Raw genomic sequence first — 24,498 nt, forward strand, 5'->3', positions numbered from 1 at the left:
GGCTAAGCATCTGGCTGTAGAATTTTGAAAGGCCCGCCTGATTGGCGGGCCTTTTTCATGCCATCAACGCCTGTAATTTGGGCGCAAGCGCCCGGGCCACTTCGGCATGGAATTTGGGGCCAAGCGTATGTTTGGCTGCGCCTTCCTCCAGCGGGCCATAACACAGGCTGTCAGCCCCTTGGGTGCGCGCTTCTTCGCTGGCGACGACCTGAACCAGATCAGTGAAGCACGGTTTCAACTGGGCCACCAACCCCTGATCAATGAACAACGGATCGCTGCCCATCCCCTGTTCCGGCAAAACCTTGGGGAGCGGCTCCCGCCCGGCGTGCAGCAAAATTTTCGCCCCGGGCAGGGATTCAGCCACAAACCGCATCCGTGCCAGCCATGCCGCGCGCAGTTCTTCGATCACCAGAGTGAACCGTTCCGGCGACACCTCCTGAAGGGTGTTCAGCATATGCCGGGTAAAGTTGAACTCGGTGAAATCGACATCGCGAAACAGGTTTTTCAACAGGGGCGAAGCCCTTAGAAACCGGTCGTTGCGGCGCGGATGTACGATGTACAGCCGATTTGACATATTCTGCGCCCCGGTGATTTGCAGCACAGACGCCTTTGCCCCCGCGCAAATATTCAGGATCGCCGGATCGCGCGCATAGGCGTCGACCCCGGCATTTACGGACCCCAGATTCACTATCTGCTGATTGATCTGCTCTTCCACCAAAGTGGCGAATGGGCGCTCAATAAATCGGCCATAAGTTTCAGAGCCCCCCATCATCACGCAATAGGTTTCCCGCAACCGCCTTTTGGGCCCACGAAATACCTGCCGAGATTGTCCGTACCGGCAATGGGCATAATCCAATGCCCCCAGACCTAGATGTTCATACATTCCTCAGACCCACCCTTTGTTTCGACTCGCGCAGACCCAGAGTGAAACAGGGCGGGTTTCCAATTGGCTAAATTCGGAATTTGATAAGAATTCGCGATAACCTTCTCTCTTGCACCCGGCCCGGTCAGGTGCCTATGGTCAGCGCAACAACGGGTGAGGATCAGATGGAAATCAAAACCGTAGGCGTGATCGGCGCAGGCCAGATGGGCAATGGGATCGCACATGTGATGGCCGTGGCCGGCTATGAGGTTTTGTTGAACGATATTTCTGCGGACAACCTGACAAAGGCCGTCGCGTTGATCGACCGGAACCTGGACCGTCAGGTCCAGCGCGAGAAGATTTCAGCAGCCACCAAGGCCGACGCTATGGCCCGCATCCAAACCACGACGACCCTGACAGATTTGGGGCCAACGGATCTTGTGATCGAGGCTGCGACAGAACGCGAGACCGTAAAAATCGCTATTTTTGAAGACCTTCTGCCGCATCTGAAGCCCAACACGATCCTGACATCGAACACCTCGTCGATCTCAATCACCAAACTGGCGTCACGCACAGACCGTCCTGAAAAGTTCATGGGGTTCCACTTTATGAACCCTGTTCCGGTGATGCAGCTGGTCGAACTTATTCGCGGCATCGCCACGGATGAGGCAACCTATCTGGCCTGTCTGAGTGTGGTTGAAAAGCTGGGCAAAACCGCCGCCAGCGCCGAGGATTTTCCAGCTTTCATTGTGAACCGCATCCTGATGCCGATGATCAACGAGGCCGTGTATACGCTGTACGAAGGGGTAGGCTCGGTCAAATCTATCGACGAGTCGATGAAACTTGGGGCCAATCACCCGATGGGGCCTTTGGAACTGGCAGACTTTATCGGACTGGACACCTGCCTTGCCATCATGAATGTGCTGCATGACGGGCTGGCCGATACCAAGTATCGCCCCTGCCCGCTTCTGACAAAATATGTCGAAGCAGGATGGCTGGGCCGCAAGACCCAGCGCGGGTTCTATGACTATCGTGGGGAAACCCCAGTGCCGACGCGCTGATCAGTCTTTCAAAGCCAGCGTGCGTTCGCGCAACCAGGCGACAAATCCACGCGGATTGCCCTTCCACTCTTCGATCTCGGCCCGTTCAATCGGCGCCCCCACGACGGGGCACTGCGGCTTGTTCAGGGCATGCGCCACTTCGTAAATAAGCAGGCCCTGCCGCAGGGTGGACGAGATCTTGTCCGCGATATGATACCAACGCGAATTGCTACCAGGGAAAAAGATAGGTACGACCTGCGCTTTGGATTTCTGGATCATCTTCGCAGTGAAGGGGTTCCACTCTGCCTCGATGGCCGGGCCAAACCAGTTTTCTGACGTCGAAACTACACCCGACGGGAACAGCACCAGCACGCCGCCGGTCTCCAAGTGTGCCATCGCATCCTTGCGCATCTGGATGCTTTTCTTCTGCGCATCCTCTTCATGCGGGAAAGGCACGGGGATCATGAAAGGGTCAATTTCACTTACACCTGTCAGGATCGAACGGGTGAGGATTTTGTAATCCTCGCGGACATCGCCGATCAGCTTGGCCAGCACCATGCCATCCACCAGACCATGGGGGTGGTTGGCGACAATGATTACGGGGCCGGTCTTTGGCAGGTTGGCGATTTGATCAGCCGGAGTCGTAACATCGATCCCCATCACCTGCAGCGCTTGCGTCCAGAAGGGCTGCCCATCCGGCACGCCCATCGCTTCGAACTTGCGTACCAAACGAACCAACCGCCACTTGCCGGTCATCCATTCCATGGTGCGGATCAGATTGGCTTTCCAGGGGTTGGTGAACGTATTGGCGTAAGAGACACGCTTCTTGTCGTAAGGCTGGTCACCCTGAGCGGCCGATTGGTCGTTCACCACTTCGGACCCATTATGATCATAGCTTTCGACCACCGGTCTCTACTCCACGCGGGTGGCTTAGAAGCCCTCGCCAAATTTGTCTGCGACCAGCGCATCAAGCGCGTCCATCAGGGCGTCGGCCTCGGCTCCGCTGGTCTCAACCTCAATAGAGGTTCCCTTGGAAGCTGCCAACATCAAAAGCCCCATGATCGAGTCCCCGGCGGCGCTTAGCCCATCCCGGCTGACATCTGCCGTTGCGTCAAATTCCTCGACGGTCTCAACAAATTTCGCTGAAGCCCGCGCATGCAGGCCCTTTTCGTTCACAATTTGCAGAGTGCGATTCGCCATGATCTTCCGTTATTCCGCCTGTACATCGAAACTGTTGATGTACTTGCGTCCGGCCGATGCAGCAAGCGCTGCGGCTTCCATCAGGCCAAGATGACGGCTTTTGGCCAGCTTGATCAACATCGGAAGGTTGGCACCATAAAGGATGGTGCGGCTGCCTTTGTCGCAGGCCCCAAGGCTTAGGTTCGAAGGCGACCCCCCGAACATGTCGGTCACCACAACCACCCCGTCGCCGTCGTCCACCGCATCTGCGGCTTCTCGAATTTCGTCGATTTTCCCGGCGCGATCGAATTCTGCAGCGATGGCCACGGTGGCAATGCCGGGTTGTTTGCCCACGACATGCTCAACGGCTGACAGGTATTCTCTGCCCAGCCCCCCATGTGCGACGATCACGATGCCGATCAAGCGGAATTCCCCGTAGGTGTCTTGGCGCTTTGCGCCCGTCGTTCAAGCTCTCTGTGCCTTTTAGACACCCGCCAACCTTTTTCTGCAAGTGCATTGGTTAGTTTTTCAGCCATTGTGACAGACCTATGCTGCCCTCCTGTGCAACCAAATGCTATCGAGAAGTGCGATTTTCCTTCGTCGATATAAGCGGGTAGCAGCAATTCGGTCAGGTCCAGCACCTTGTCAAAGAAGGAATCGAATCTTTCATCCTGCGACACATATTCTGCCACTGCAGCGGACAAACCGTTCAAACTGCGCAAGTCAGGGTCCCAATATGGGTTGCGCAGGAATCGGCAGTCAAAGACCATATCGACCCCGCGCGGCATGCCCCGTTTATAGCTGAACGAATGCACTGAAACCGCCAGACGCGGGCCGCTTTCGCGGCCGAACCAACGCGCCATCTCGGCGCGCAGGTCGTGCAGCGTCAGTTCAGACGTATCAATCAGCGTATCGGCTTGTGCGCGGACTGGCACCAACAGGTCCAGCTCTCGGGCAACACCTTCGCCGGGGCTTTCAGCGGGCGCCATCGGGTGGCGACGACGGGTTTCCGAGAACCGGCGCAGCAGCACATCCGCGCTGCAATCCAGATAGAGCACCTCGGGCTGGACCCGGGTATCGCCCCGCAGCTGTGTGATCAGATCAACCAAGGCGTAGGCCGAAAACTCTCGGTTGCGGGTGTCGACCCCCAAGGCCAGCGGTGCCTTGGGCGCGGAGCCCTCCAGAAGGCGCGGGATCAGCGACAGCGGCAGGTTGTCGATCACCTCATAGCCAAGGTCTTCAAGCGCGTTCAGCGCGGTAGAGCGCCCCGCCCCCGAAGGGCCGGTAACAAGCACAAGGTCGTGTTCTCGATATGTCGGATCAGGGTTGGTCATGCACATCTTCCACCCTTGATATATTGCAGAATCGCTGCGGGGAAATGGTCATAGGTCACTTTGTGAAGCAAGGTGATCTTTTGACCTAGCAGGATCGTATGACGATCTTGCGGCAAGCGGTCGATTTCTTGTTGCGCCATATCAATCACAAGTCGCACTGGGGTCGCAGGAGCGGCTTGGGCGGCCAGAATGCCGACGCCGCGCGCCTCGATCATGCCCCGGATTTGCGGCGGTGCACTTGCAAACACCTGATCCCCCCGCAGGTCCAGCACCGTTTGGTCATCCGCGATCAGATGCGCGCCAAAGGCCATCAACTGCAGTCCAAGCGCCGACTTGCCACTGCCCGAAGGCCCTGTCAGCAAAATGCCCTGCCCGTTCAGGGCAAGGCATGTGGCATGGATCATCTCAGTGTTGGATCCTGCGCGCGCAATCACCAGTTACACCGGCAGACCCACGACGAACCGGGCACCCAGAGGCTCCGAGGTGACATCCGCGTCCGTCGGGCGAATGTTTTCGGCCCAGATCACACCGCCATGCGCCTCGACAATCTGTTTCGAGATCGCCAGACCAAGGCCCGAGTGATCGCCAAATTGCCCGACCGGTCGCTCGGAATAAAACCGGTTAAAGATTTTGTTCAGCGCCTGCTCGGGGATGCCGGGGCCCGTGTCTTCGACCACGACAAGAACGCGGTTTTCACGCTTACGGGCCCAAATCCGAACCGCGTCGCCTTCTTCGCAGAAGGAAACTGCATTGGTGATCAGGTTGACAAACACCTGCGCCAGACGGGCTTCCAGCCCGGTGATTTCAATCGGTTCACCCGGCAAATCCGCAAAGAAATCTACGCCCTGTTCGCGCGCGTCTTTCCCCAGATGCTCGGCCAGATTGCCAAGCATGTTCATCAGGTTGAACAGCTCTTCTTCTTCTTTGACCAGCTCACTGTCCAAACGCGAGGCGTTCGAGATATCGCTGACCAAGCGATCCAGTCGGCGCACATCATGTTCGATCACTTCCAGCAGCTTGGTGCGCTGATCATCGCGTTTGGCCACATGAAGCGTGCCCACCGCAGAACGCAGCGACGCAAGGGGGTTTTTGATCTCATGCGCGACATCCGCCGCAAATTGCTCATTCGCGTCGATCCGGTCATACAACGCTGCCAACATGCCACGCAGCGCGCCAGACAAACGGCCGATTTCATCGGGACGGGCAGTCAGATCAGGAATGCGTACCCGGCTGGGGCTGATCTTGCGCGAGTTATTGTCGCGACCGATTTCAGCTGCGGCCGCCAGATCAGACAATGGATTGGCAATCGTATTGGCCAGCAGCAGCGACAGGCCGATCGACACCAGGATCGCCACAACAAACATTTGCAAAACCTGTTCGCGCTGGGTGCGCACCAGCACGTCAATCTCACCCGCAGCCGAAGACAAGGCAACCACACCCAGAACCGCGCCACCATTCTGGATCGGCGTGGCCACGGTGAAAATGATATTTCCGTCGGCATCTGCCGCGTTTTGCGCGACCGTGCTGCCGCCCAGCGCAGCGCTGGCAACACCCTGCGCCATATCTGATGCCGAAACAGGAGTGTCAGCTCCTCGGCGTGACGGGGTGGTTACCGAAGAAAACCCATCCCAGATAGTATTGAGGAAATCCGTGATCACCGTCGATGTATCTTCGTCCGCCGGCAACGAAGAGGCGCGCCGCTCCAGGCCTTCCGAGGTCGTCAGCAGCTGCCCGGATTTGTCGAAAAGAAAGACTTCGACCCCGCTGGCTAGGTCCAGCCCTTCCAACGTTGCAACAGGGTCCAGCCCATCTGCCGTGGTCAGGTTCACCGGGCCAATCGGCGTGATCTGTGCTTCGAACACATCGGCAATCAGTTCAGCCTGATTGACGAAAGCGCGTTCGTGTTGCTGCACCAAACCATCACGTCCCGGGTCAAGGTACAACACACCTGCGACCAGCACGATCAGGCCCAACAGGTTAAAGGTGATGATCTTGCGCGCCAGCGGAGAGCTCTTCAGCGTCATGAACCCGCGTTTGCGGCGGCGCGCCGACATTTCGGCGTCCCCCTTGGATGGTGTGACCCAATCTTCGCCAATCAGAACCAGATCACCGCCCGAAGTTTGCGTATCGCGCACTGTCATTCCCCTTTGCGGGTTCACTCTTCGTTATAGCGATAGCCGATGCCATAGAGAGTCTCGATTGCTGAAAACTCTGGGTCCGACTGGCGCATCTTTTTGCGCAACCTTTTGATATGGCTGTCAATCGTCCGGTCATCCACATAGACCTGATCATCATAGGCCACATCCATCAGCTGATCGCGGCTTTTGACGAAACCGGGCCGTTGTGCCAGCGCCTGAAGCAATAGGAACTCGGTCACAGTCAGCGACACGTCCTTGCCTTTCCACGACACCGAATGGCGCAGGGGATCCATGCTCAGCTCACCGCGTTCCATCACCTTAGCTTCTTCCGGTGCGTCGCCTTCATCCGAGGCAATGGCCTCTTGGCGACGCAGAAGCGCACGGATGCGCTCAACCAGCAAACGCTGCGAGAAGGGCTTCTTAACGTAATCATCCGCGCCCATTCGCAGGCCCAGAACCTCGTCGATTTCATCGTCTTTGGAGGTCAGGAAAATCACCGGCATTGTGGTTTTCTGGCGCAGCCGCTGGAGCAGGTCCATCCCGTCCATACGCGGCATTTTGATGTCCAGAACGGCCATGTCTGGCAGGCGTTTGTTAAACGCATCCAGCGCGGATTGGCCATCATTGTAAGTTTCTACTTCAAACCCTTCTGCCTCAAGGGTCATGGATACCGATGTCAGGATATTCCTGTCATCGTCGACGAGTGCAATCCTCGACATGGGGGTTATACCTTTTTGCTGCTCTATGCCTGTTTTTTGCCACATTTTCCTTTTTTCCCCCTTGAGAATCAATCCCTAACTGCGAATCACCCCGCCACGCGGGTCCAGTTCAGCCCAAAAAAGGTGACACATTGCTAATTTACATCACCGGATGCGACCGTTTGCGCTAACTGTTGATAGTTTGCGCTAACCTTTTGTCGCACCCGGTTCCCTCTGGAAATCAGCGTGCTATTAGGGGCCGCATCCGCCAAATGCTGGCGGGTTTCGGCGTTGCTGCCGATATCGGATAAAATCGGGCCGCCCTGAGCGGCCGGACTCAGGAGCGAGCACATGTCAACTGGACGGGTGAACCCAAATCAGCGCCTCGAAGATCAAGGTATCAAGGGGTTGGGCCAGGTGTATTACAACCTCATGGACCCCGCGCTGGTCGAAGCCGCGCTGAAGCGCGACGAAGGTACGCTGGGCAATGGCGGCGCCTTTCTGGTGTCCACCGGAGAACACACGGGCCGTTCGCCCAAGGACAAGTTCGTTGTCCGCACCCCCTCTGTTGAAGACAGCATCTGGTGGGAAAACAACAAACCCATGACCCCCGACGCGTTCGACCGCCTGCATGCCGACATGCTGACGCACATGAAAGGCGGCGAATACTTCGTGCAGGATCTGTTCGGTGGCGCTGACCCCGAACACCGTCTGGACGTGCGCATGGTCACCGAGCTGGCATGGCACAGCCTGTTCATCCGCCACCTGCTACGCCGCCCCGAGCGCGAGGAACTGGATACGTTCACGCCCGAATTCACCATCATCAACTGCCCCAGCTTCAAAGCCGATCCTGAAAAGCACGGCTGTCGTTCGGGCACCGTGATCGCGCTGAACTTCGACAAAAAGCTGATCCTGATCGGCGGCACCGAATATGCCGGTGAAAACAAGAAATCGGTTTTCACCCTGCTGAACTACATCCTGCCGGGCAAAGGCGTGATGGCGATGCATTGCTCGGCCAACCATGCAATCAACAACCCCGTCGATACCGCCGTATTCTTTGGCCTGTCGGGTACGGGTAAAACCACCCTTTCGGCTGATCCCGACCGCGTGCTGATCGGTGATGACGAACATGGCTGGTCGGAAAAGGGCACCTTCAACTTCGAAGGTGGCTGCTACGCCAAAACCATCGACCTGTCGGCAGATGCCGAGCCCGAGATTTTTGCGACCACCACCAAGTTCGCCACCGTGATCGAAAACATGGTGTTCGATGAAGACACCAAAGAGCTGGATTTCCACGACGATAGCCTGACCGCGAACATGCGCTGCGCCTATCCGCTGGATTACATCTCGAACGCGTCGGAAACCGCTCTGGGCGGTCACCCCAAGAACATCATCATGCTGACCTGTGATGCCTTCGGTGTTCTGCCTCCGATCGCACGGCTGACCCCGGCACAGGCAATGTATCACTTCCTGTCGGGCTTCACTTCTAAGGTGGCAGGCACTGAAAAGGGCGTGACCGAGCCCGAGCCGACCTTCTCGACCTGCTTTGGCGCCCCCTTCATGCCGCGTCGTCCCGAAGCCTATGGTAACCTGCTGCGCGAAAAGATCGCCAACCACGGCGCAACCTGCTGGCTGGTGAACACCGGCTGGACCGGCGGCGCCTATGGCACCGGCTCGCGGATGCCGATCAAGGCAACCCGTGCCCTGCTGCACGCTGCTCTGGAAGGCTCGCTGAATGATGCAACCTTCCGCAAGGATCAGAACTTTGGCTTCCAGGTTCCGGTCACTGTACCCGGCGTTGACGCCGAGCTGCTGGACCCGCGCGCGACATGGGAAGACAAAGACGCCTATGACGCGCAGGCTGCGAAACTGGTGCAGATGTTCTCGGACAACTTCGCCCAGTACGTACCCTTCATTGACGACGACGTGAAAGCCGCCGCCATCGGCTAAGGCGCGCATCACGGCACGACATTCAGAACGCCCCGGCCCATCGCCGGGGCGTTTTGCGTTTATCCCAAGATGCCCTTACGGATCAGGTTCAACGCCGCAAGAAACAAAATCACCTGTGTCACCTTGCGAAACACTTCGGCATTCAGCCGATCCTGCACTTTGAACCCCAACCACATCCCCACCATCGCCGGCGGGACCATCGCAGCAGAAAGCGGCAAAGTCTGGCTGTTCAATACTCCTGATCCCAAGTGGGACAGAAACAAAACAATCGAGCCGGTCAGAAACAGAACGCCCAGCACCCGCACCATTTCGGATTTTTCGGTGTTGTAGGATAGCAAATAGGCGATCACTGGCGGCCCCCAGACCCCCGCGATGCCGCCGAAAAAGCCCGCAATACCGCCGATCAGGTACTCTGCGCGGTAACGATGGGTCGCGCCGATGACCAGTTGCTTGTTCAGAATCTGACTGAATGCAAACGCGGCAATTGGCACCCCCAGCAGCAAGTAGAACAATTGCGCCGGCAAGACGGTCACCAAGGGCGCGCTAAGCACAATAAACAGAATCGTCGTCCCCATCAGACGCCGATACTGCAGCAGCGACGCCCAGGCCGCCCCCGCTCCATCCCGAAAGGCCTGCGCGATGTTGCTGGTGAACGTTGCCAGGATCAGTGCGGCAAGGGCGACAGGCGCTGGTAAGAAGGCCGAAAAGCCTGAAATCATGACCAGTGGCATGGCAAACCCGACAACGCCTTTTACAAAGCCCGCTGCCAACGCCACGGCAAGGGCAAGCAGGAAATAAAGCGCCGGAACGCCAAAAAATTCGAGCCACATAGGCATTTCCTTTATGAATACCCAAGCTATATCGCAGCTTGCGAGTCCTCGCACTGTCAATAAACTGCGCGACATTATCATTCATTTGGACAATGGACTTTGAATTTTTGTTGCGCTGCAACTGCAAAAAGAATATGCCGACGTGAACCTATCTGAAAGGAGCCGACTCATGCCTCATGATGGACAGGAAATGCCGAAGGCCGCTCTGCTGCCCAATCTTCTGGATCTGACCGGCGCAGCCATTGCGCCCGTAGAAACCCTGCTGGAAAAAGCCACCGCGAAGGTACGCGAAAATACTGTTGTCGATGGCCGCGTCTCGGGCGCCGCTATCGAAGAACACCAACATGCCGCCCATGCGCTGGCATGGCTTGCCACCTATGTGGAATCGCTGCGCCAGATGCAGGCATGGGCCAAACGCGTTTCGGACGAAGGCAAATTCGGCGAGATGGAACAGCTGATCCTGCAGATCGGCTTTGGCGAATATCTCTGGCAGATTCAGGGCGGCATCCCGATGAGCCAGAACGAAATCGCCCGCCCGCTGGACATGGGTCTGGAGCCCGCTGATATCGGCGCATTGATGTCGGACGCTGCCGTCATGACCCTGGCCACCCAAGGCAACACTGTCACCGCGCGGATGCGTCTGGTCGAGCTGATGCGCGACAACGCGGGTCACGCCACCTTCGGCAACACCGGTCTGGACGAAGAGCTGGAAATGATCCGCGATCAGTTCCGCCGCTACGCAGACGAACGCGTTGTGCCCAACGCCCATGAATGGCACCTGAATGATGAACTGATCCCGATGGAAATCATCGAGGAACTGGCTGAAATGGGTGTCTTCGGCCTGACCATCCCTGAAGAATACGGCGGGTTCGGCCTGTCCAAGGCTTCGATGGTCATCGTGTCCGAGGAACTGTCGCGCGGCTATATCGGCGTCGGCTCGCTGGGCACCCGTTCGGAAATCGCGGCAGAGCTGATCGAAGGTGGCGGCACCGACGAACAGAAAGAATACTGGCTGCCGAAACTGGCCAGCGCCGAGATTCTGCCGACCGCCGTGTTCACCGAACCCAACACCGGTTCAGACCTTGGTTCGCTGCGCACCCGCGCAGTAAAAGACGGCGACGATTATACCGTCACCGGCAACAAAACCTGGATCACCCACGCCGCCCGTACGCACATCATGACGCTGCTGGCGCGGACCGACCCCGACTCCACCGATCACCGCGGCTTGTCGATGTTCATCGCCGAAAAGACCCCGGGCACCGATGAAAACCCGTTCCCGACCGACGGCATGACCGGCGGCGAGATCGAGGTGCTGGGCTATCGCGGCATGAAGGAATACGAACTGGCGTTTGACGGCTTCAAAGTCAAAGGCGAGAACCTGCTTGGGGGCGTCGAAGGTCAGGGCTTCAAGCAGCTGATGAAAACGTTCGAAGCCGCCCGTATCCAGACCGCCGCCCGCGCCGTTGGTGTGGCGCAGAACGCTCTGGAAGTCGGCATGCAATACGCCGAAGAGCGCAAGCAGTTCGGCAAGTCCCTGATCAACTTCCCGCGTGTCGGCGGCAAGCTCGCTATGATGGCCGTTGAAATCATGATCGCCCGTCAGCTGACCTATTTCTCGGCTTGGGAAAAAGATCACGACAAACGCTGCGACCTTGAGGCCGGCATGGCCAAGCTGCTGGGCGCCCGTATCGCATGGGCCAACGCCGACAACGCGTTGCAAATCCATGGCGGCAACGGCTTCGCGCTGGAATATCAGATCAGCCGCATCCTGTGCGACGCGCGCATCCTGAACATCTTTGAAGGTGCCGCCGAAATTCAGGCGCAGGTTATTGCACGGCGTCTGCTGGCCTAAGTTACCCTACAAGACAAATACAAACGCCCCGGCCCATCGCCGGGGCGTTTGTATGTTTTTAGAACAGAATTTTGAATTCAGGCGAACTCGACATTCGTGGAAAGCACCGCTCCATCTTCGCTCTCAGTCGGCTCTGGAACTTGGAAAAATCTTCAAGGAATTCACACCACGTTGTTTTCATGAAAACCCCGCTGTAAGTGTCTTCAAGCCATACTATGTGCTTGGCGCGCTCAAGCTGCATAATATGCCCACTGAGCTGCATACCAACCCGCCCACGGAATTGATCATTCGCTCGGTTTGAAACCAGAAGCTTCTTCGTCTCTGAAAAGAACTCCATCAGGTAGAAATTGTACTGCGTGCCAATACCCTCATTTAGAAACAGCATGTCGCCCGCAGTGTAACAACACGCTTCCAAGGAGTAGGGGCTGAAGTCATCCTTTGGCTGCCAATACAGATGCGCAGGGTCGGGGGTAAACTGTAAATTCTCTCGTTCAGGCATCGACTGCTGTTCCATCTTCTCAGAGCTCACTATCCCGTCTTAACAGCCAGCTGACCAGCCCCCGTCTAAAAGGCTCCGACCAATCGGATATCAACCTCGGCCAATTCAATATCGCCGTGGGCATCCAACCACATGGGTTGTGCAATCAGTTTCAGCCCCCTGATCCCCAACTCTGGCAAATCAATCCCCATGGAATGCGCCATCGGCACCCGCACGCCCGCTTTCGGGTTCAGCCCCGGCGCAATCTGCTGCGTCCCCATCTTCAGATGGTGCGCGATGTCCCATTCCCGACATTGCCCGCCATGGCGTGTCACCACCCAGCAATGCATGTCGCTGCACCGCCCCTGCTTTTCTTCGGGGAAGAAATACCCGGTGACATAGCCCGCCTCATAGCCAACGGCCCGCAAGCTCGCCACGAGGTAGGTGTTTATATCCACACAAGAACCCTGCTCCATGCCGCACAGATTTGGAATCTGGTCATAGCCCTCGTAGAAGGGTACGTCGGCGTGGCCATAGGTGAACTGCCGCGCCACGTCCTGCACAATGGCGTCAATCCCGTCGGCACCGCCTCCGGCGCTATCCGCAATATCCAGAGCCGTGGCGGCCAGGTCATCCGCCGCGCGGGTAAACCGATTGCGGCGCGGCGTGAACATGGCGCCCGGATAGCGACCGACACCCGGCGCGAAACGGGTGCGAAACGCCACCGGTCCCTGCACCTGATCTATCACAGCCACCCATTGTCCGCTGCAAGGCTCGCACACCATGCGAAACGGCGCGCCCTCGACATCAAAGCCCACCGGGCAATGATGTGGGGTGGTGACCCCCATGGGCACGAAAAGACGCCCCAAAGCGGGTTTGGTCACGGTTACAGACAGGGTCAACATTGGCGCACCTTTGCATCGGGTTCACCCAGCCTACCCGGCCCCCGTGACAGGCCCGTTACAGGAGATTGAAGCTTTGCTTTTCCCCTTGAGCGCAACACACCCCCGCGACACAGTCAGCACATGAAACACTTGGCCACCATCATCAGCCTGCTTGCTTTGTCAGCCTGCCAAGCCGACGAGACGATCTCGGGATATGCCGATCCTGCGGCTACCTATGTGCTGGAACAGATCAACGGCACAGCGTTCAAAGCACGCGCAACGATCCAGTTCCCAGAAGAGGGCAGGATCAGCGGCGAAGCGCCCTGCAATATCTACTCGGGCAGCCAAACCGCGCCCTACCCGTGGTTCGCGCCCGGCCCCATGATGTCAACGAAACGCGCCTGCCCCGATTTGGCGGCGGAGTCCCTGTACTTTGAAGCCCTGTCGGAAATGACGCTGGCTGAGGTCAGCGGAAACCTGTTGATCCTGACCAACGACAGCGGGAATGAAATGCTGTTTCGCGCCCGTTAGTCCGGCACCGCCATCGCCAAAGTCAGGCTGACCCGGGCATAGCTTTCACCGCTTTCGGCCACCCAGTCGTTGAACGCCGCCTGCACCGCGGCCTGCGCCTTTTTCGAGGTCGCGGCCCCGTCAATTACCCCGGCCATATTCAACGCCGCAACGACAGACTTTGACAGGATGAAATCGTCATAGCCTAACCGCCGCAAGGCATAGGGGCCCGTCATCCCACCCAACCGGCTGCCGTGTTTCTTGATATAGGCGAACAGCCCAACTTGGTCGTCCAGCGGCCAGTTGCCCAGGAAAGACGCGGCCGAGCCATGTTCACGCGCCAGATCAGACAGCATGATCGCATTGTCGCGGACCGAGACGATCTTGGCCCCGTGCCGCACGATGGCCGTGTTGCTCAGATGACCGTCCAGATCTTCATCGGTCATGAAGGCGTTGCGGCCAATGTCGAACCCATAAAACGCTTCTTCAAAGGCCGGCCATTTGTTTTCGATCATCTGCCAGCTTAGCCCGGTCGAGAAAATCCCGCGCGACATCACCGACAGAATGCGATCATCCGTCTGCTGCGCCAATGTGACCTCGGGCGCGGACGGCAAAGCGGCCTCCAGCCCCTCTTCGCCTTTGCGGGCCACGGCCATTTCGCGAATTTCGGCAAAGCTTTTCATCGGTCTTTCTCCAATCGATCAATCAAACGCGCCCGTGGCTCGGGCAAAGGCCTGTCGCCCAACGCATGGGCCAATCCGGTGGTCAGAAAATGCCCGGTGATGCGCAGCCCTGCCAAGACATTTTCCCGTGAGCCATCCCCCGCGCCCAGCATCTCTGCTGGCAAAGGAAACAGCTTATCGGCCCATTCCCCCGCCCCTTCGGCGCTGACGGCGCGGCCCGTGCGGGGCGAAACATAGGCAAGGTCCTCTACATCGCCCGTCACCGCACAGCGGGTCAGGTCCAGCCCGAAACCCAGTTCCTCCAACAGCGACATCTCCCAGCGCAGATAGGCCAGCGGCCACAGGTCGGCCACGCCCAACATGTCCAGCAGGGTCATCGTATGACTGTAAAGCAACGGGTGATTTTCACGTTCGGGCAAGGCAAAGCGCAGCAAAGCGGTGATGGCATTTAGCCCGGCCAAAGCGGTGCGGTCATCCATCACCTGCGCGGCGCGTGACGCCACGGGTTCAACGGTGAACGCGCCCAGATGATCCTCCAGCCGTGCCCGCCATGTCACATCCAGCTGCGCCCCGGGTTGCAGGATCGGGGCCAGCTTGCGGCCCGCGCCTCCGCGCACGACTCCGGCGTGGCGGCCATGTTCCGCAGTGAACAGTTCAACAATCGCGGCATTTTCCCCATGCCGCCGCACCGCCAAAACTGCACCCTGATCACGCCACTCCATAGCGCCCCTTTCTGTTGGGCGAACCGTCGCCCGCGCGGGGCGCAGATGTCAAGAAAGGCCGGGCTGATCCAACAGGTGCCGCCCTTGACGGTCCTCGACCTCAATCACCCAAATGTCGGGGTCAAACGAACGCTGTTTGGTGGCAGATGCATCAACATCAGCTTCGGCGCCCGAGGCCAATTCGACCCACTGCCGATCTCCGGTCATCAGATCGATTGAGCGTTGAAACAGCACCGCCTGCCCGTCCAGTGTGCTGAGTTTGATCAACACAGCCCCCGCCGTGTCATCGCCATGGGCCACGACATAGCCCATGATCCCTTCCAGCTGCAGCCGTTGCAGATAGGCCTGCACCCAGAACTGCGTGGCCAAACGCGCCATTTACGCGTTGCCGTCTTTGAAGTCCAAACCCATCTCGCCGTAGCGCTCAGCCTCTTCCAGCCAGCCGGGACGCACTTTGACCTGCAAGAACAGATGCACCTTGCGGCCCAGAAACTCGGTCAGCTCTTGGCGTGCGGCCTGCGACACCGCCTTGATGGTTTCACCCTTGTTGCCCAGCACGATGCCCTTATGGCCATCGCGCGCGACATAGATGATCTGATCCACCTTGGCCGAGCCATCCTTGCGCTCTTCCCAATTCTCGGTCTCGACCGTCAACTGATAGGGCAGTTCCTGATGCAGGCGCAGGGTCAGCTTCTCGCGGGTCATCTCAGCCGCGATCATCCGCATCGGCAGATCTGCGATCTGATCCTCGGGGTAAAGCCACGGACCCTCGGGCAGCTCTTGTGCCAACCATGTGCGCAGGTGATCCACCCCATGGCCCTTTTCAGCCGAGATCATGAAGGTTTCTTTGAACGGATAAGCCTCATTGAGCTTGGCAGTCAGGGCCAGCAACGCTTCGGATTTCACCCGGTCGATCTTGTTGATCGCCAGCGCGACAATCTGGTTCGGCGTCGTGCGCTCGTGTAGCGCGTCGATGATGGCTTGTGTGCCTTCGGTCAGGCCACGATGCGCTTCGACCATCAAGACCACGATATCGGCATCCGCCGCCCCGCCCCAGGCCGCCGCCACCATCGCGCGGTCCAACCGGCGCCGCGGTCGAAACAGGCCCGGCGTGTCGACAAACACCAACTGGCTGTCGCCCTCCAGCGCCACGCCGCGAATGCGGGCGCGGGTGGTTTGCACCTTGTGGGTCACAATCGACACCTTGGCGCCAACCATGCGGTTGGTCAGGGTGGACTTGCCCGCATTGGGCTCGCCGATCAGGGCGACAAATCCGGCACGTGTGGTCATGAGCAGCCTTTTTTCATTACAAGGGCGCGGTGTAGCCGATTGCGGCTGTCAGGGCCAGCCCCGGCAAAATTACTTGCTTTCAAGGCGCGCCAACAAGGCCTTGGCCGCTGCCTGTTCCGCATGGCGTTTCGACCCTGCCGTGGCCTGTTCCTCGTTTCCATCCTGCAAACGGGCGGCGATGGTAAAGACAGGGGCGTGATCGGGGCCGCTGCGCGCTACTTCGACGTATTTCGGCGGTTGCTGCCCACGCGCCTGCGCCCATTCCTGCAGCGCCGTTTTCGGATCGCGGGCGTCGGCTTTGACATTCGCGATCCGGTCGCCCCAATGCCGCAGGACCACGCCGCGCGCGGCCTCAAACCCGGCATCCTGATAGACAGCGGCCAAGACGGCCTCCATTGCGTCGCCCAACAGCGCTTGCTTGCGCCGCCCACCCGACAGCATCTCGGATCGGCCAAGCTTCAGCACAGCCCCCAGATCAATCTGGGCGGCAACCTCGGCGCAGGCTTCTTTGCGCACCAATGCATTGAACCGTGGTGCCAACTGCCCCTCGGACGCACCTTTATCCGCCGACAACAATGCCTCGGCCATTACCAGCCCCAACACCCGGTCGCCCAGGAATTCCAACCGCTGGTTGTCGGGGCGCGTGGCAGAGCTGATCGAGCTATGAGTCACCGCGCGCACCAGCAGTTCGGGGCGCTTAAAATCGTGCCCCAAACGTGCCGCAAAGGCTTTCAGGTCGGCCGAGAGCTTCACTCGACCGCCTTAAAGAACCGATCCGGACGCCATGTCCAGAAGAAGAACAAAGACCGACCCGCCGACGAGAACATGATCCGGTCCGCGCGTCCGATCAGGTACTCTTCGGGCAGATAGCCAACACCGCCCGACAAAAGCGAGAAGCGACTGTCCTGACTGTTGTCGCGGTTGTCGCCCATGAAGAAATAGTGGCCTTCGGGGACGTTGAATACCTCGGTGTCATCGGCGTAAAGGCGGGTGCCGATGTTCAGGATCGAATGGCTTTTGCCATCCGGGAAAGTTTCGGTGAAGCGTTGCTTGATACAGGTGCCGCCCTCGCCCACCGGACGGTTGGAACATTGGGGCATGTTGCCGATGGGGCCCTGACGTTCTTTGATTTCCTCAAACGGGGCTTGCTCTTCCAGCTTCACGGCCTCGCCGTTGATATGCAACACGCCTTCTTTGACCTGAATCGTATCCCCGGGCAGGCCAACCAGACGTTTGATGAAATCCGAATTGTTGGACGGGTGGCGGAACACCACAACATCGCCGCGCTTAGGGTCGCGCGCCAGAATGCGATCTTCAATCGGGCACAGGCTGAACGGGCAGGAATATTTTGAATAGCCATAGGCCATTTTGTTGACGAACAAGAAGTCGCCCACCAGCAACGTGTCTTTCATCGAGCCAGACGGGATCCAGAAAGGCTGAAAGAACAGGGTGCGGAATACGCCCGCGATCAGCAGCGCATAGACGACCGTCTTGATGGTTTCGCCAATGCCGTCGCCTGATTTCTCTTTTGCCATCTGCCCGATGCCTTTTCGATTAAAAACTGTCTCAGCTACATGAGCGGGCTTGGGGGGGCTGTCAAGCCACCGGGCGCGCCTCGATCACCACGAAAGCCTGCGCCCAAGGGTGATCGTCGGTCAGCGTGACATGGATCAGCGCCTCATGGCCCGCCGGAGTCATTTGCGCCAGACGTTCCGCCGCCCAGCCGGTTACATGCATCACTGGCTGGCCTGTCTCCAGATTGCTGACCGACATATCCTTCCAGGCGATTCCCATGCGCAGCCCGGTGCCCAGCGCCTTGGAACAGGCCTCTTTGGCGGCCCAGCGCTTGGCATAGGTACCGGCCACATCGGCGCGGTTTTCCGCCTTGTGTTGCTCCAAGTCGGTGTAAACCCGGTTGCGAAAGCGGTCGCCAAAGCGGTCCAGCGTGCGCGCGATCCGGTCAATGTTCGCAAGGTCCGTGCCGATGCCAAGGATCATGTCGCCCCCTACTCCGCGCCACGCACAGGTGGCAAATACAGAAAGTCAGGCGCGACCTCGGCGGCCACCCACGCACCGCTTTCATCCTGCCGGAAAAGGCACCCCGCACTATACGCAGCCTCGGCATAGACGGTGAACACCACCTGTTTACCTGCAGCGGTGGCGCGCTGGCGCGCTGCGTCGGGATCTGCCGACAGCTGCGTGTCCGGTTGTAGGCCCGATATCAGCACATCCGACGCCTCTTCGGCCCCACAGCCAAAGTACAGCGTCGCCGGAGGCGCGATATCGGCGGCGATCGTCACGCGCGCGCCTCGTCCATCAGTCGGCGCATCTCGCGGATCGCCGGGTCCAGCCCCATGAAGATCGCCTCACCGATCAGGTAATGGCCGATGTTCAATTCCATCACCTCGGGGAAAGCCGCAACAGGCTGCACGGTGTCATAGGTCAGCCCATGCCCGGCATGCACCTCAAGCCCCAGCTCATGACCATAACGGGCCATCTCGCGCAGGCGCTCCAGCTCGGTGTCGCGCTCTGCGAACGCACCTTCGGCGTGAAAATCACAATAGGCGCCGGTGTGCAGCTCGATCACCTCGGCCCCGATACGGGCGGCAGCTTCGATCTGGGCGGGATCCGCAGCAATAAAGATCGACACCCGGCTCCCGGCCTCGCGCAGGGGGGCAATAAAATGCGCCAGCCGGTTTTCGTCTTTGGCCACTTCCAACCCACCCTCGGTGGTGCGCTCTTCGCGCTTTTCGGGCACGATGCACACCGCATGCGGCTTGTGGCGCAACGCGATTTTCTGCATCTCATCAGTCGCCGCCATCTCAAAGTTCAGCGGCAGCGTCAGCGTCTCCATCAGGCGCTCGATATCTTCATCCGAGATGTGGCGGCGATCTTCGCGCAGATGCGCGGTGATCCCATCCGCCCCCGCGGCCTCGGCCAGTTGAGCGGCGCGGATCGGATCAGGGTAAGCACTGCCGCGCGCATTGCGCACGGTGGCCACGTGGTCAATATTCACACCCAGCCGCAAGCGGCCCAACGGTTCGGTCAGCATGTCAGCCATTCAAGCATCCTTCCTTGCCGCTCAGCCCTGTTCATCGGCTTTCTTGCGAGCGGCCTTCTCGCGCAGCTCCTCGAGCTTCTTCTTAATCTTGCCCGCGCGCCGCTTCTGATAGGCAGCGATCACTGGCACACTGAGGTAGTAACACACCACCCCGGCAATGATACCCGGCACGATGCCGCCCACCAGATAGGGCAAAAAGACCTCGTCAAAAAACTGCGACAGGCGCGCCCAATCCGCATCGCGATCCGTGAACAACGCGCCGAAGTTTACCAGCAGGTCCTGACCAGCGCCAAAGAACTTGTCGACCAAAGAGTCGTCCACCTCGTCTTCAAACTCGGTCCCCCGCAGAAAGTGACCCACTTTCAACGACACCACACCAATGGGGATATAAGTCAGCGGATTGCCAAAAAACGTGCCCGCCAAAGAGGCCAGCATATTGCCGTTCATGACCCGCGCGATCAGCGCCGCGATGACGAAATGCAGGCCGTAAAACGGGGTAAATGCTGTGAATACGCCGGCAAAAATCCCGCGCGCGATCCGTTCAGGGCTGTCGGGCAAACGCCGCACCCGATGGCGCATATAGTAAAACGCCCGCTGCCAACCGCCGCGAGGATAGATGAACTCCAGTACGATCTGAATCCAGGAGCGTTTATCGCGGCGCTTGAAAACCAAGCCGGGGTTCCTTCTGGCGGGTCAGGGCTTGCGCGTGGCATCCCTGAAACGGTCTATTTCGGCAACATCATTTTCGGCTTCAAGCGCCGTCATGACAGTATGGAGATGTTCCGCATCGCGCAGTTCGACATCTATCAACAACCGATAGAAATCAGGCTTGCGGTCTGCGAAATGCATGTCTGCAATATTGGCCTTCTGCTCTCCGATCAAGGTGCATATCCGGCCCAAAACACCCGCGTCGTTTCGGATGGTCACATTCAGGGTTACCGTGTTCACCGCAGGGTGCGTGCCCGAGTGCCAATGCAGATCAACCCAACGTTCGGGCTGATCTTCAAATTCTTCCAGCGCGGGGCAATCAATTGCGTGCACAATCACACCCTGGCCACGGTGGGTGATGCCGATGATGCGTTCTCCGGGGACCGGCTGACAGCACGGCGCGCGCGAGACTTGCTGATCAGGGGTCAGGCCGACAACCGCACGATCCGCATCAATTTCATCCGACGTGTCGTGCACCATGTCAGGATAGACGGCCTCCAGCACATCCTGACTGCGCAACTCGGCACTGCCAAGGCGCGCCAGAACCTCTTCGGCGTCATCCAGTGCCAGCCCCTTGGCCGCCGTGCGCAGCGCTTTTTCGGTGGCTTTCTTCCCGACGTTTTCAAAAGAAACCCGGGCCAGTTCGCGCCCCAGTTTAATGTAACGTTCGCGGTCATCCTCGCGCAGCGAACGCCGGATCGCTGCCTTGGCACGCCCCGTAACCACAATGTCCAACCACGTGGCCTGCGGGCGTTGCCCTTCGGCGGTGATAATCACCACGGACTGCCCGTTCTTAAGCCGGGTCCACAGCGGCACCCGGATGTTGTCCACCTTGGCGCTGACGCAGCTGTCACCGATCCTTGTGTGGATCGCATAGGCATAGTCCAGCGGCGTTGCCCCTTTGGGCAGTTTCACCACATCACCCTTGGGCGAGAAGCAAAACACCTGATCCGAGTACATCTCTAGTTTGACGTTCTCAAAGAACTCTTCGTGGTCATCCGCGTTGGCAAACCGTTCGTTAAGCGCCGCCAGCCACTTGGCCGGGTCCACTGCAAACGGGTTCGCCGCGCGCACACCATCGCGATACGACCAATGCGCCGCCACACCCGATTCCGCCACCTCGTGCATCTGCCAGGTACGGATCTGAATCTCGACCCGCTTGCCGTCGCGCCCCGACACGGTGGTGTGGATCGAGCGATAGCCGTTCGACTTGGGCTGGCTGATGTAATCCTTGAACCGCCCGGGCACCGCGCGCCAGCGGTGGTGGATCGCACCCAGCACCTGATAGCAATCCGCATCCCTGCGCGTGATCACCCGAAAGCCATAGATGTCAGACAGGCGCGAAAACCCCTGGTTCTTTTCCTTCATCTTGCGCCAGATCGCATAAGGACGTTTGGCGCGACCAAAAACATCGGCCTCTATCCCGGCTTCAGACAGGGCCTGTTCAATGTCACTGGTGATCTTCTGAACAACATCCCCGGTTTCTTTCTGCAGAGTCAGAAAGCGCCGCATGATCGAGCTGCGCCCCTCGGGGTTCAGCACGCTAAAGGACAAATCCTCCAGCTCTTCACGCATCCACTGCATCCCCATGCGGCCTGCGAGGGGCGCATAGATATCCATGGTCTCATGCGCCTTTTGTGCCTGCTTTTCGGGGCGCATGGATTTGATCGTGCGCATGTTGTGCAAACGGTCAGCCAGCTTGACCAACAGCACCCGCAAGTCCTTGGACATGGCCATGAACAGCTTACGGAAGTTTTCAGCCTGCTTGGTCTCGGAGGATGACAATTGCAGGTTGGTCAGCTTGGTGACGCCATTGACCAGTTCAGCAATATCTTCGCCAAACATCTCGGCCACTTCGCCGTAGGTCGATTTTGTGTCTTCGATGGTGTCGTGCAACAGCGCGGTGACGATGGTGGCATCGTCCAGCCGCATCTCTGTCAGGATCGCCGCAACGGCCACGGGATGCGTGAAATAGGGCTCGCCCGACTTGCGGAACTGCCCTTCGTGCATCCTCTCGCCATAGGCATACGCCCGGCGGATCAGGTCTTCGTTGGTATGCGGATTGTAAACAAGGACCAGCTCGATCAGGTCTTCGACGTCGATCTGCTGTTGCATTTGGTCCTTGTCCGGGTGGCGGGGGCCGAAATTACTTCTGGCCCTGAGCTTCCATCAGCGCGCGCAGCAGTTTTTCTTCGGACATGTCGTCCTCGGCCGGCTTGTCAGCCGCCTCTGCACCACCGCCCATCAACAGCGCCATCGAATCTTCTTCGGGCTCGTCGACTTCGATCTGGGTCTGGTTGCTTTCGATCATACGCTCGCGCAACTCGTCAGCCGATTGGGTCTCTTCAGCGATCTCGCGCAGCGACACAACGGGGTTCTTATCGTTGTCGCGGTCCACCGTCAGGGCACCACCAGCAGAAATCTCGCGCGCACGATGTGCGGCCAGCATTACCAGCTCGAACCGGTTGGGAACTTTATCAACGCAATCTTCGACCGTCACGCGGGCCATGGAAAACTCCAATCCAGAAATGGGAAGTTGAAACGCCTATCTATTGAGTCGCCATGGCGTTGACAAGAGCAGAATACTCAGATCCCCGCCCGACATCGCGCCAAAGCGCCTTTTTAGCAGCGAAACCCCGTTTCCCCGCCCTAAAACGCTTTGGTCGGTCAAATTCCGGTTTGCTTAACTGATTCGAAATTGTTGCCCGGTCTCATAGGCGCGGATCGGGCGTGCCACCGCTTGGGTTGAATGACGTTGCGTAAGAAAGCCGTGTAACTTGTCTAAATGTATCAGTTTCGTGACGCGGTGTGAAATCGCGACCCTTGCGACAATCCCATTGTTCGCGCTATCCCAAAGGGCACGTTCCGCAAATAAATTCAAGTCCGCTACCACTCACCACTCACGGCGACAGCGGAGCGCATTGCTGAAAGGATATTAGATGTTCTACCGAGACGAACGGCTGGCGCTGTTCATTGACGGCTCCAATCTTTACGCCGCTGCCAAGGCCCTTGGCTTTGACATCGACTACAAGCTTTTGCGTCAGGAATTCATGCGCCGCGGCAAGCTTCTGCGCGCCTTTTACTATACCGCGCTTCTGGAAAACGATGACTATTCCCCCATCCGTCCGCTGGTGGACTGGCTGCATTACAACGGCTTCACCATGGTGACGAAACCGGCCAAGGAATACACCGATTCCCAAGGCCGCCGGAAAGTCAAAGGCAACATGGATATCGAACTGACCGTCGATGCCATGGAACTGGCGCCGCATGTTGATCATATCGTACTGTTCTCTGGCGACGGCGATTTCCGTCCGCTGGTCGAAAGCCTGCAACGCAACGGCGTGCGCGTATCGGTTGTTTCCACCATTCGCAGCCAGCCGCCAATGATCGCCGATGAATTGCGCCGTCAGGCCGATAATTTCATCGAGCTTTACGAACTCAAAGACGTCATCGGCCGTCCCCCGCGTGAACCACGTGAAGACGAACCGATGCAGTTCGAGACCAACGAACAATAAACTCAAAACCGGGGCCCGCGCCCCGGTTTTTCATTTTAACAGGTGAACGCGGCAGGGGTTCATGCCACCTTGGGTTCACACACCCGGAGGCGCTCCAATGATTTCAGCACAGTTCCTGATCACCGCCTTTTTCGTTGTTCTGATCCCCGGAACAGGGGTGATCTATACCTTGGCCATCGCCCTGGGACGCGGACGCCGCGCCGCCAGTTTTGCTGCTCTGGGCTGCACCTTTGGCATTGTACCGCACCTTGCCGCCGCCATTCTCGGCCTCGCCGCAATCCTGCATTCCAGTGCCCTCTTGTTTCAGATCGTCAAATTTGCGGGCGTCGCCTATCTGCTCTATCTGGCGTGGCAATCCCTGCGGTCGGGCGGGGCGCTCAGCCTCGACAACACGCCCACGACGGATCAGGGCTGGCGCATCGCCCGGCGCGGCGCGTTGATCAACATCCTCAACCCCAAGCTGTCGCTGTTCTTCATGGCGTTGCTTCCGCCCTTTTTGTCGGGCAACCCCACTTCTGCGCAGGCCGAAATGATCCTGCTGGGCGGGGTCTTCATGATGATGACCTTTGTGATCTTTATGATCTATGGCGTGTTTGCCGCCGCGGCCCGTCGCTGGATTTTGGAATCTGAACGCGCGATGGCATGGCTCAATCGCAGCTTTGCCGCACTCTTTGCCGCCCTGGCCGCCCGCCTTGCGATGGAGCGCGCCTAAAGCCAGCCTTGCCCAATCGCGCCTTCCCCGCTACGACCAGCGCCCACAGCTT

General features: G+C 58.7%; 29 protein-coding genes. 6 read left to right on the forward strand and 23 right to left on the reverse strand.

Annotation, left to right across the window (positions count from 1 at the left end; all coding sequences use genetic code 11):
• Window positions 1-55: 55 nt before the first annotated feature.
• Window positions 56-883 (reverse strand): DUF6473 family protein, encoded by an 828-nt coding sequence (locus ATO10_RS07220; protein ID WP_035249938.1) that lies wholly within the window; start codon window positions 881-883, stop codon window positions 56-58.
• Window positions 884-1,047: 164 nt separating this feature from the next.
• On the opposite strand from ATO10_RS07220, the gene ATO10_RS07225 reads away from it, so the two are divergent.
• A complete protein-coding gene (locus ATO10_RS07225) occupies window positions 1,048-1,923 on the forward strand; it encodes a 3-hydroxybutyryl-CoA dehydrogenase (protein ID WP_035249940.1) in 876 nt (291 codons plus the stop codon).
• Here ATO10_RS07225 and ATO10_RS07230 read toward each other — a convergent pair whose 3' ends face one another.
• Genes ATO10_RS07230 through ATO10_RS07260 form a run of 7 tightly spaced genes read right to left on the reverse strand, consistent with a single transcriptional unit; the run spans window position 1,924 to window position 7,272 of the window.
• Window positions 1,924-2,775, reverse strand: a complete 852-nt coding sequence (locus tag ATO10_RS07230) for a lysophospholipid acyltransferase family protein (RefSeq protein WP_051598042.1) — start codon at window positions 2,773-2,775, stop codon at window positions 1,924-1,926.
• 57 nt (window positions 2,776-2,832) lie between these two features.
• Window positions 2,833-3,102, reverse strand: a complete 270-nt coding sequence (locus ATO10_RS07235) for an HPr family phosphocarrier protein (protein WP_035249942.1) — start codon at window positions 3,100-3,102, stop codon at window positions 2,833-2,835.
• Between the two features lie 9 nt (window positions 3,103-3,111).
• Entirely contained in the window at window positions 3,112-3,504 is a 393-nt protein-coding gene (locus tag ATO10_RS07240; RefSeq protein ID WP_035249944.1) for a PTS sugar transporter subunit IIA, read from the reverse strand.
• Window positions 3,501-4,421, reverse strand: a complete 921-nt coding sequence (rapZ, locus tag ATO10_RS07245; protein WP_420313634.1) for an RNase adapter RapZ — start codon at window positions 4,419-4,421, stop codon at window positions 3,501-3,503. The genes ATO10_RS07240 and rapZ overlap by 4 nt, the downstream gene beginning before the upstream one ends.
• Window positions 4,412-4,819, reverse strand: coding sequence for an HPr kinase/phosphorylase (locus tag ATO10_RS07250; RefSeq protein WP_035249947.1), 408 nt, complete (start codon window positions 4,817-4,819; stop codon window positions 4,412-4,414). Before ATO10_RS07250 ends, rapZ begins: the two co-directional genes overlap by 10 nt.
• A gap of 33 nt (window positions 4,820-4,852) precedes the next feature.
• A complete protein-coding gene (locus tag ATO10_RS07255) occupies window positions 4,853-6,556 on the reverse strand; it encodes a sensor N-terminal transmembrane domain-containing protein (RefSeq protein ID WP_035249950.1) in 1,704 nt (567 codons plus the stop codon).
• Between the two features lie 14 nt (window positions 6,557-6,570).
• Window positions 6,571-7,272 carry a response regulator transcription factor gene (locus tag ATO10_RS07260; protein ID WP_035250393.1) on the reverse strand — a complete coding sequence of 234 codons (702 nt, stop codon included), beginning with the start codon at window positions 7,270-7,272 and terminating at the stop codon, window positions 6,571-6,573.
• Between the two features lie 330 nt (window positions 7,273-7,602).
• On the opposite strand from ATO10_RS07260, the gene ATO10_RS07265 reads away from it, so the two are divergent.
• Window positions 7,603-9,201: a phosphoenolpyruvate carboxykinase gene (locus tag ATO10_RS07265; RefSeq protein ID WP_035249951.1), complete on the forward strand. Its 1,599-nt coding sequence runs from the start codon at window positions 7,603-7,605 to the stop codon at window positions 9,199-9,201.
• A gap of 59 nt (window positions 9,202-9,260) precedes the next feature.
• Here the strand turns inward: ATO10_RS07265 and ATO10_RS07270 are convergent, their stop codons facing one another.
• Window positions 9,261-10,031 (reverse strand): sulfite exporter TauE/SafE family protein, encoded by a 771-nt coding sequence (locus ATO10_RS07270; RefSeq protein WP_051598010.1) that lies wholly within the window; start codon window positions 10,029-10,031, stop codon window positions 9,261-9,263.
• Between the two features lie 169 nt (window positions 10,032-10,200).
• Here ATO10_RS07270 and ATO10_RS07275 point away from each other — a divergent pair, with 169 nt between their 5' ends.
• Window positions 10,201-11,883, forward strand: a complete 1,683-nt coding sequence (locus tag ATO10_RS07275) for an acyl-CoA dehydrogenase family protein (RefSeq protein ID WP_035249955.1) — start codon at window positions 10,201-10,203, stop codon at window positions 11,881-11,883.
• A gap of 58 nt (window positions 11,884-11,941) precedes the next feature.
• Here the strand turns inward: ATO10_RS07275 and ATO10_RS07280 are convergent, their stop codons facing one another.
• Both ATO10_RS07280 and ATO10_RS07285 read right to left on the reverse strand, forming a co-directional pair.
• A complete protein-coding gene (locus ATO10_RS07280; RefSeq protein ID WP_162174086.1) occupies window positions 11,942-12,412 on the reverse strand; it encodes a hypothetical protein in 471 nt (156 codons plus the stop codon).
• Window positions 12,413-12,447: 35 nt separating this feature from the next.
• Complete coding sequence (locus ATO10_RS07285) at window positions 12,448-13,266, reverse strand: transglutaminase domain-containing protein (protein ID WP_035249959.1); 819 nt, start codon at window positions 13,264-13,266, stop codon at window positions 12,448-12,450.
• A 120-nt stretch (window positions 13,267-13,386) separates the two neighbouring features.
• Between ATO10_RS07285 and ATO10_RS07290 the strand changes: the two genes are divergently transcribed.
• Window positions 13,387-13,776 carry an META domain-containing protein gene (locus ATO10_RS07290; protein WP_035249961.1) on the forward strand — a complete coding sequence of 130 codons (390 nt, stop codon included), beginning with the start codon at window positions 13,387-13,389 and terminating at the stop codon, window positions 13,774-13,776.
• Here ATO10_RS07290 and ATO10_RS07295 read toward each other — a convergent pair.
• The 12 genes from ATO10_RS07295 to rpoZ all read right to left on the reverse strand — a co-directional run bounded on the left by ATO10_RS07295 (window position 13,773) and on the right by rpoZ (window position 22,728).
• Window positions 13,773-14,438, reverse strand: a complete 666-nt coding sequence (locus ATO10_RS07295; protein ID WP_035249963.1) for a DNA-3-methyladenine glycosylase I — start codon at window positions 14,436-14,438, stop codon at window positions 13,773-13,775. The two genes, ATO10_RS07290 and ATO10_RS07295, sit on opposite strands and share 4 nt — an antisense overlap.
• A complete protein-coding gene (gene recO, locus ATO10_RS07300; protein WP_035249964.1) occupies window positions 14,435-15,160 on the reverse strand; it encodes a DNA repair protein RecO in 726 nt (241 codons plus the stop codon). Before recO ends, ATO10_RS07295 begins: the two co-directional genes overlap by 4 nt.
• 48 nt (window positions 15,161-15,208) lie before the next feature.
• Window positions 15,209-15,538, reverse strand: coding sequence for a DUF1491 family protein (locus tag ATO10_RS07305; protein WP_035249966.1), 330 nt, complete (start codon window positions 15,536-15,538; stop codon window positions 15,209-15,211).
• Complete coding sequence (gene era, locus ATO10_RS07310) at window positions 15,539-16,450, reverse strand: GTPase Era (protein ID WP_035249968.1); 912 nt, start codon at window positions 16,448-16,450, stop codon at window positions 15,539-15,541. It lies immediately after the preceding gene.
• A 69-nt stretch (window positions 16,451-16,519) separates the two neighbouring features.
• Window positions 16,520-17,203: a ribonuclease III gene (gene rnc, locus ATO10_RS07315; protein WP_035249969.1), complete on the reverse strand. Its 684-nt coding sequence runs from the start codon at window positions 17,201-17,203 to the stop codon at window positions 16,520-16,522.
• The gene (gene lepB, locus ATO10_RS07320; RefSeq protein ID WP_035249971.1) at window positions 17,200-17,985 is read right to left on the reverse strand and encodes a signal peptidase I; all 786 of its coding nucleotides are present in this window, start codon (window positions 17,983-17,985) and stop codon (window positions 17,200-17,202) included. The genes rnc and lepB overlap by 4 nt, the downstream gene beginning before the upstream one ends.
• Before the next feature lie 61 nt (window positions 17,986-18,046).
• The gene (gene acpS / locus ATO10_RS07325; RefSeq protein ID WP_035249973.1) at window positions 18,047-18,448 is read right to left on the reverse strand and encodes a holo-ACP synthase; all 402 of its coding nucleotides are present in this window, start codon (window positions 18,446-18,448) and stop codon (window positions 18,047-18,049) included.
• Between the two features lie 8 nt (window positions 18,449-18,456).
• Window positions 18,457-18,750: an RNA 2'-phosphotransferase family protein gene (locus ATO10_RS07330; RefSeq protein ID WP_051598011.1), complete on the reverse strand. Its 294-nt coding sequence runs from the start codon at window positions 18,748-18,750 to the stop codon at window positions 18,457-18,459.
• Complete coding sequence (locus tag ATO10_RS07335) at window positions 18,747-19,511, reverse strand: pyridoxine 5'-phosphate synthase (RefSeq protein ID WP_035249976.1); 765 nt, start codon at window positions 19,509-19,511, stop codon at window positions 18,747-18,749. The genes ATO10_RS07330 and ATO10_RS07335 overlap by 4 nt, the downstream gene beginning before the upstream one ends.
• 21 nt (window positions 19,512-19,532) lie before the next feature.
• Window positions 19,533-20,183 carry a DUF2062 domain-containing protein gene (locus tag ATO10_RS07340; RefSeq protein ID WP_035249978.1) on the reverse strand — a complete coding sequence of 217 codons (651 nt, stop codon included), beginning with the start codon at window positions 20,181-20,183 and terminating at the stop codon, window positions 19,533-19,535.
• Window positions 20,184-20,204: 21 nt separating this feature from the next.
• The gene (locus tag ATO10_RS07345; RefSeq protein WP_035249980.1) at window positions 20,205-22,334 is read right to left on the reverse strand and encodes a RelA/SpoT family protein; all 2,130 of its coding nucleotides are present in this window, start codon (window positions 22,332-22,334) and stop codon (window positions 20,205-20,207) included.
• Window positions 22,335-22,365: 31 nt separating this feature from the next.
• Window positions 22,366-22,728: a DNA-directed RNA polymerase subunit omega gene (gene rpoZ / locus ATO10_RS07350; RefSeq protein WP_035249982.1), complete on the reverse strand. Its 363-nt coding sequence runs from the start codon at window positions 22,726-22,728 to the stop codon at window positions 22,366-22,368.
• Between the two features lie 430 nt (window positions 22,729-23,158).
• Between rpoZ and ATO10_RS07355 the strand changes: the two genes are divergently transcribed.
• Complete coding sequence (locus ATO10_RS07355) at window positions 23,159-23,734, forward strand: LabA-like NYN domain-containing protein (protein ID WP_035249984.1); 576 nt, start codon at window positions 23,159-23,161, stop codon at window positions 23,732-23,734.
• Between the two features lie 97 nt (window positions 23,735-23,831).
• Window positions 23,832-24,446 (forward strand): LysE family translocator, encoded by a 615-nt coding sequence (locus ATO10_RS07360; protein WP_035249985.1) that lies wholly within the window; start codon window positions 23,832-23,834, stop codon window positions 24,444-24,446.
• The last annotated feature ends 52 nt before the right edge of the window (window positions 24,447-24,498 follow it).

Source organism: Actibacterium atlanticum, assembly GCF_000671395.1.
Classification (GTDB): domain Bacteria; phylum Pseudomonadota; class Alphaproteobacteria; order Rhodobacterales; family Rhodobacteraceae; genus Actibacterium_D; species Actibacterium_D atlanticum.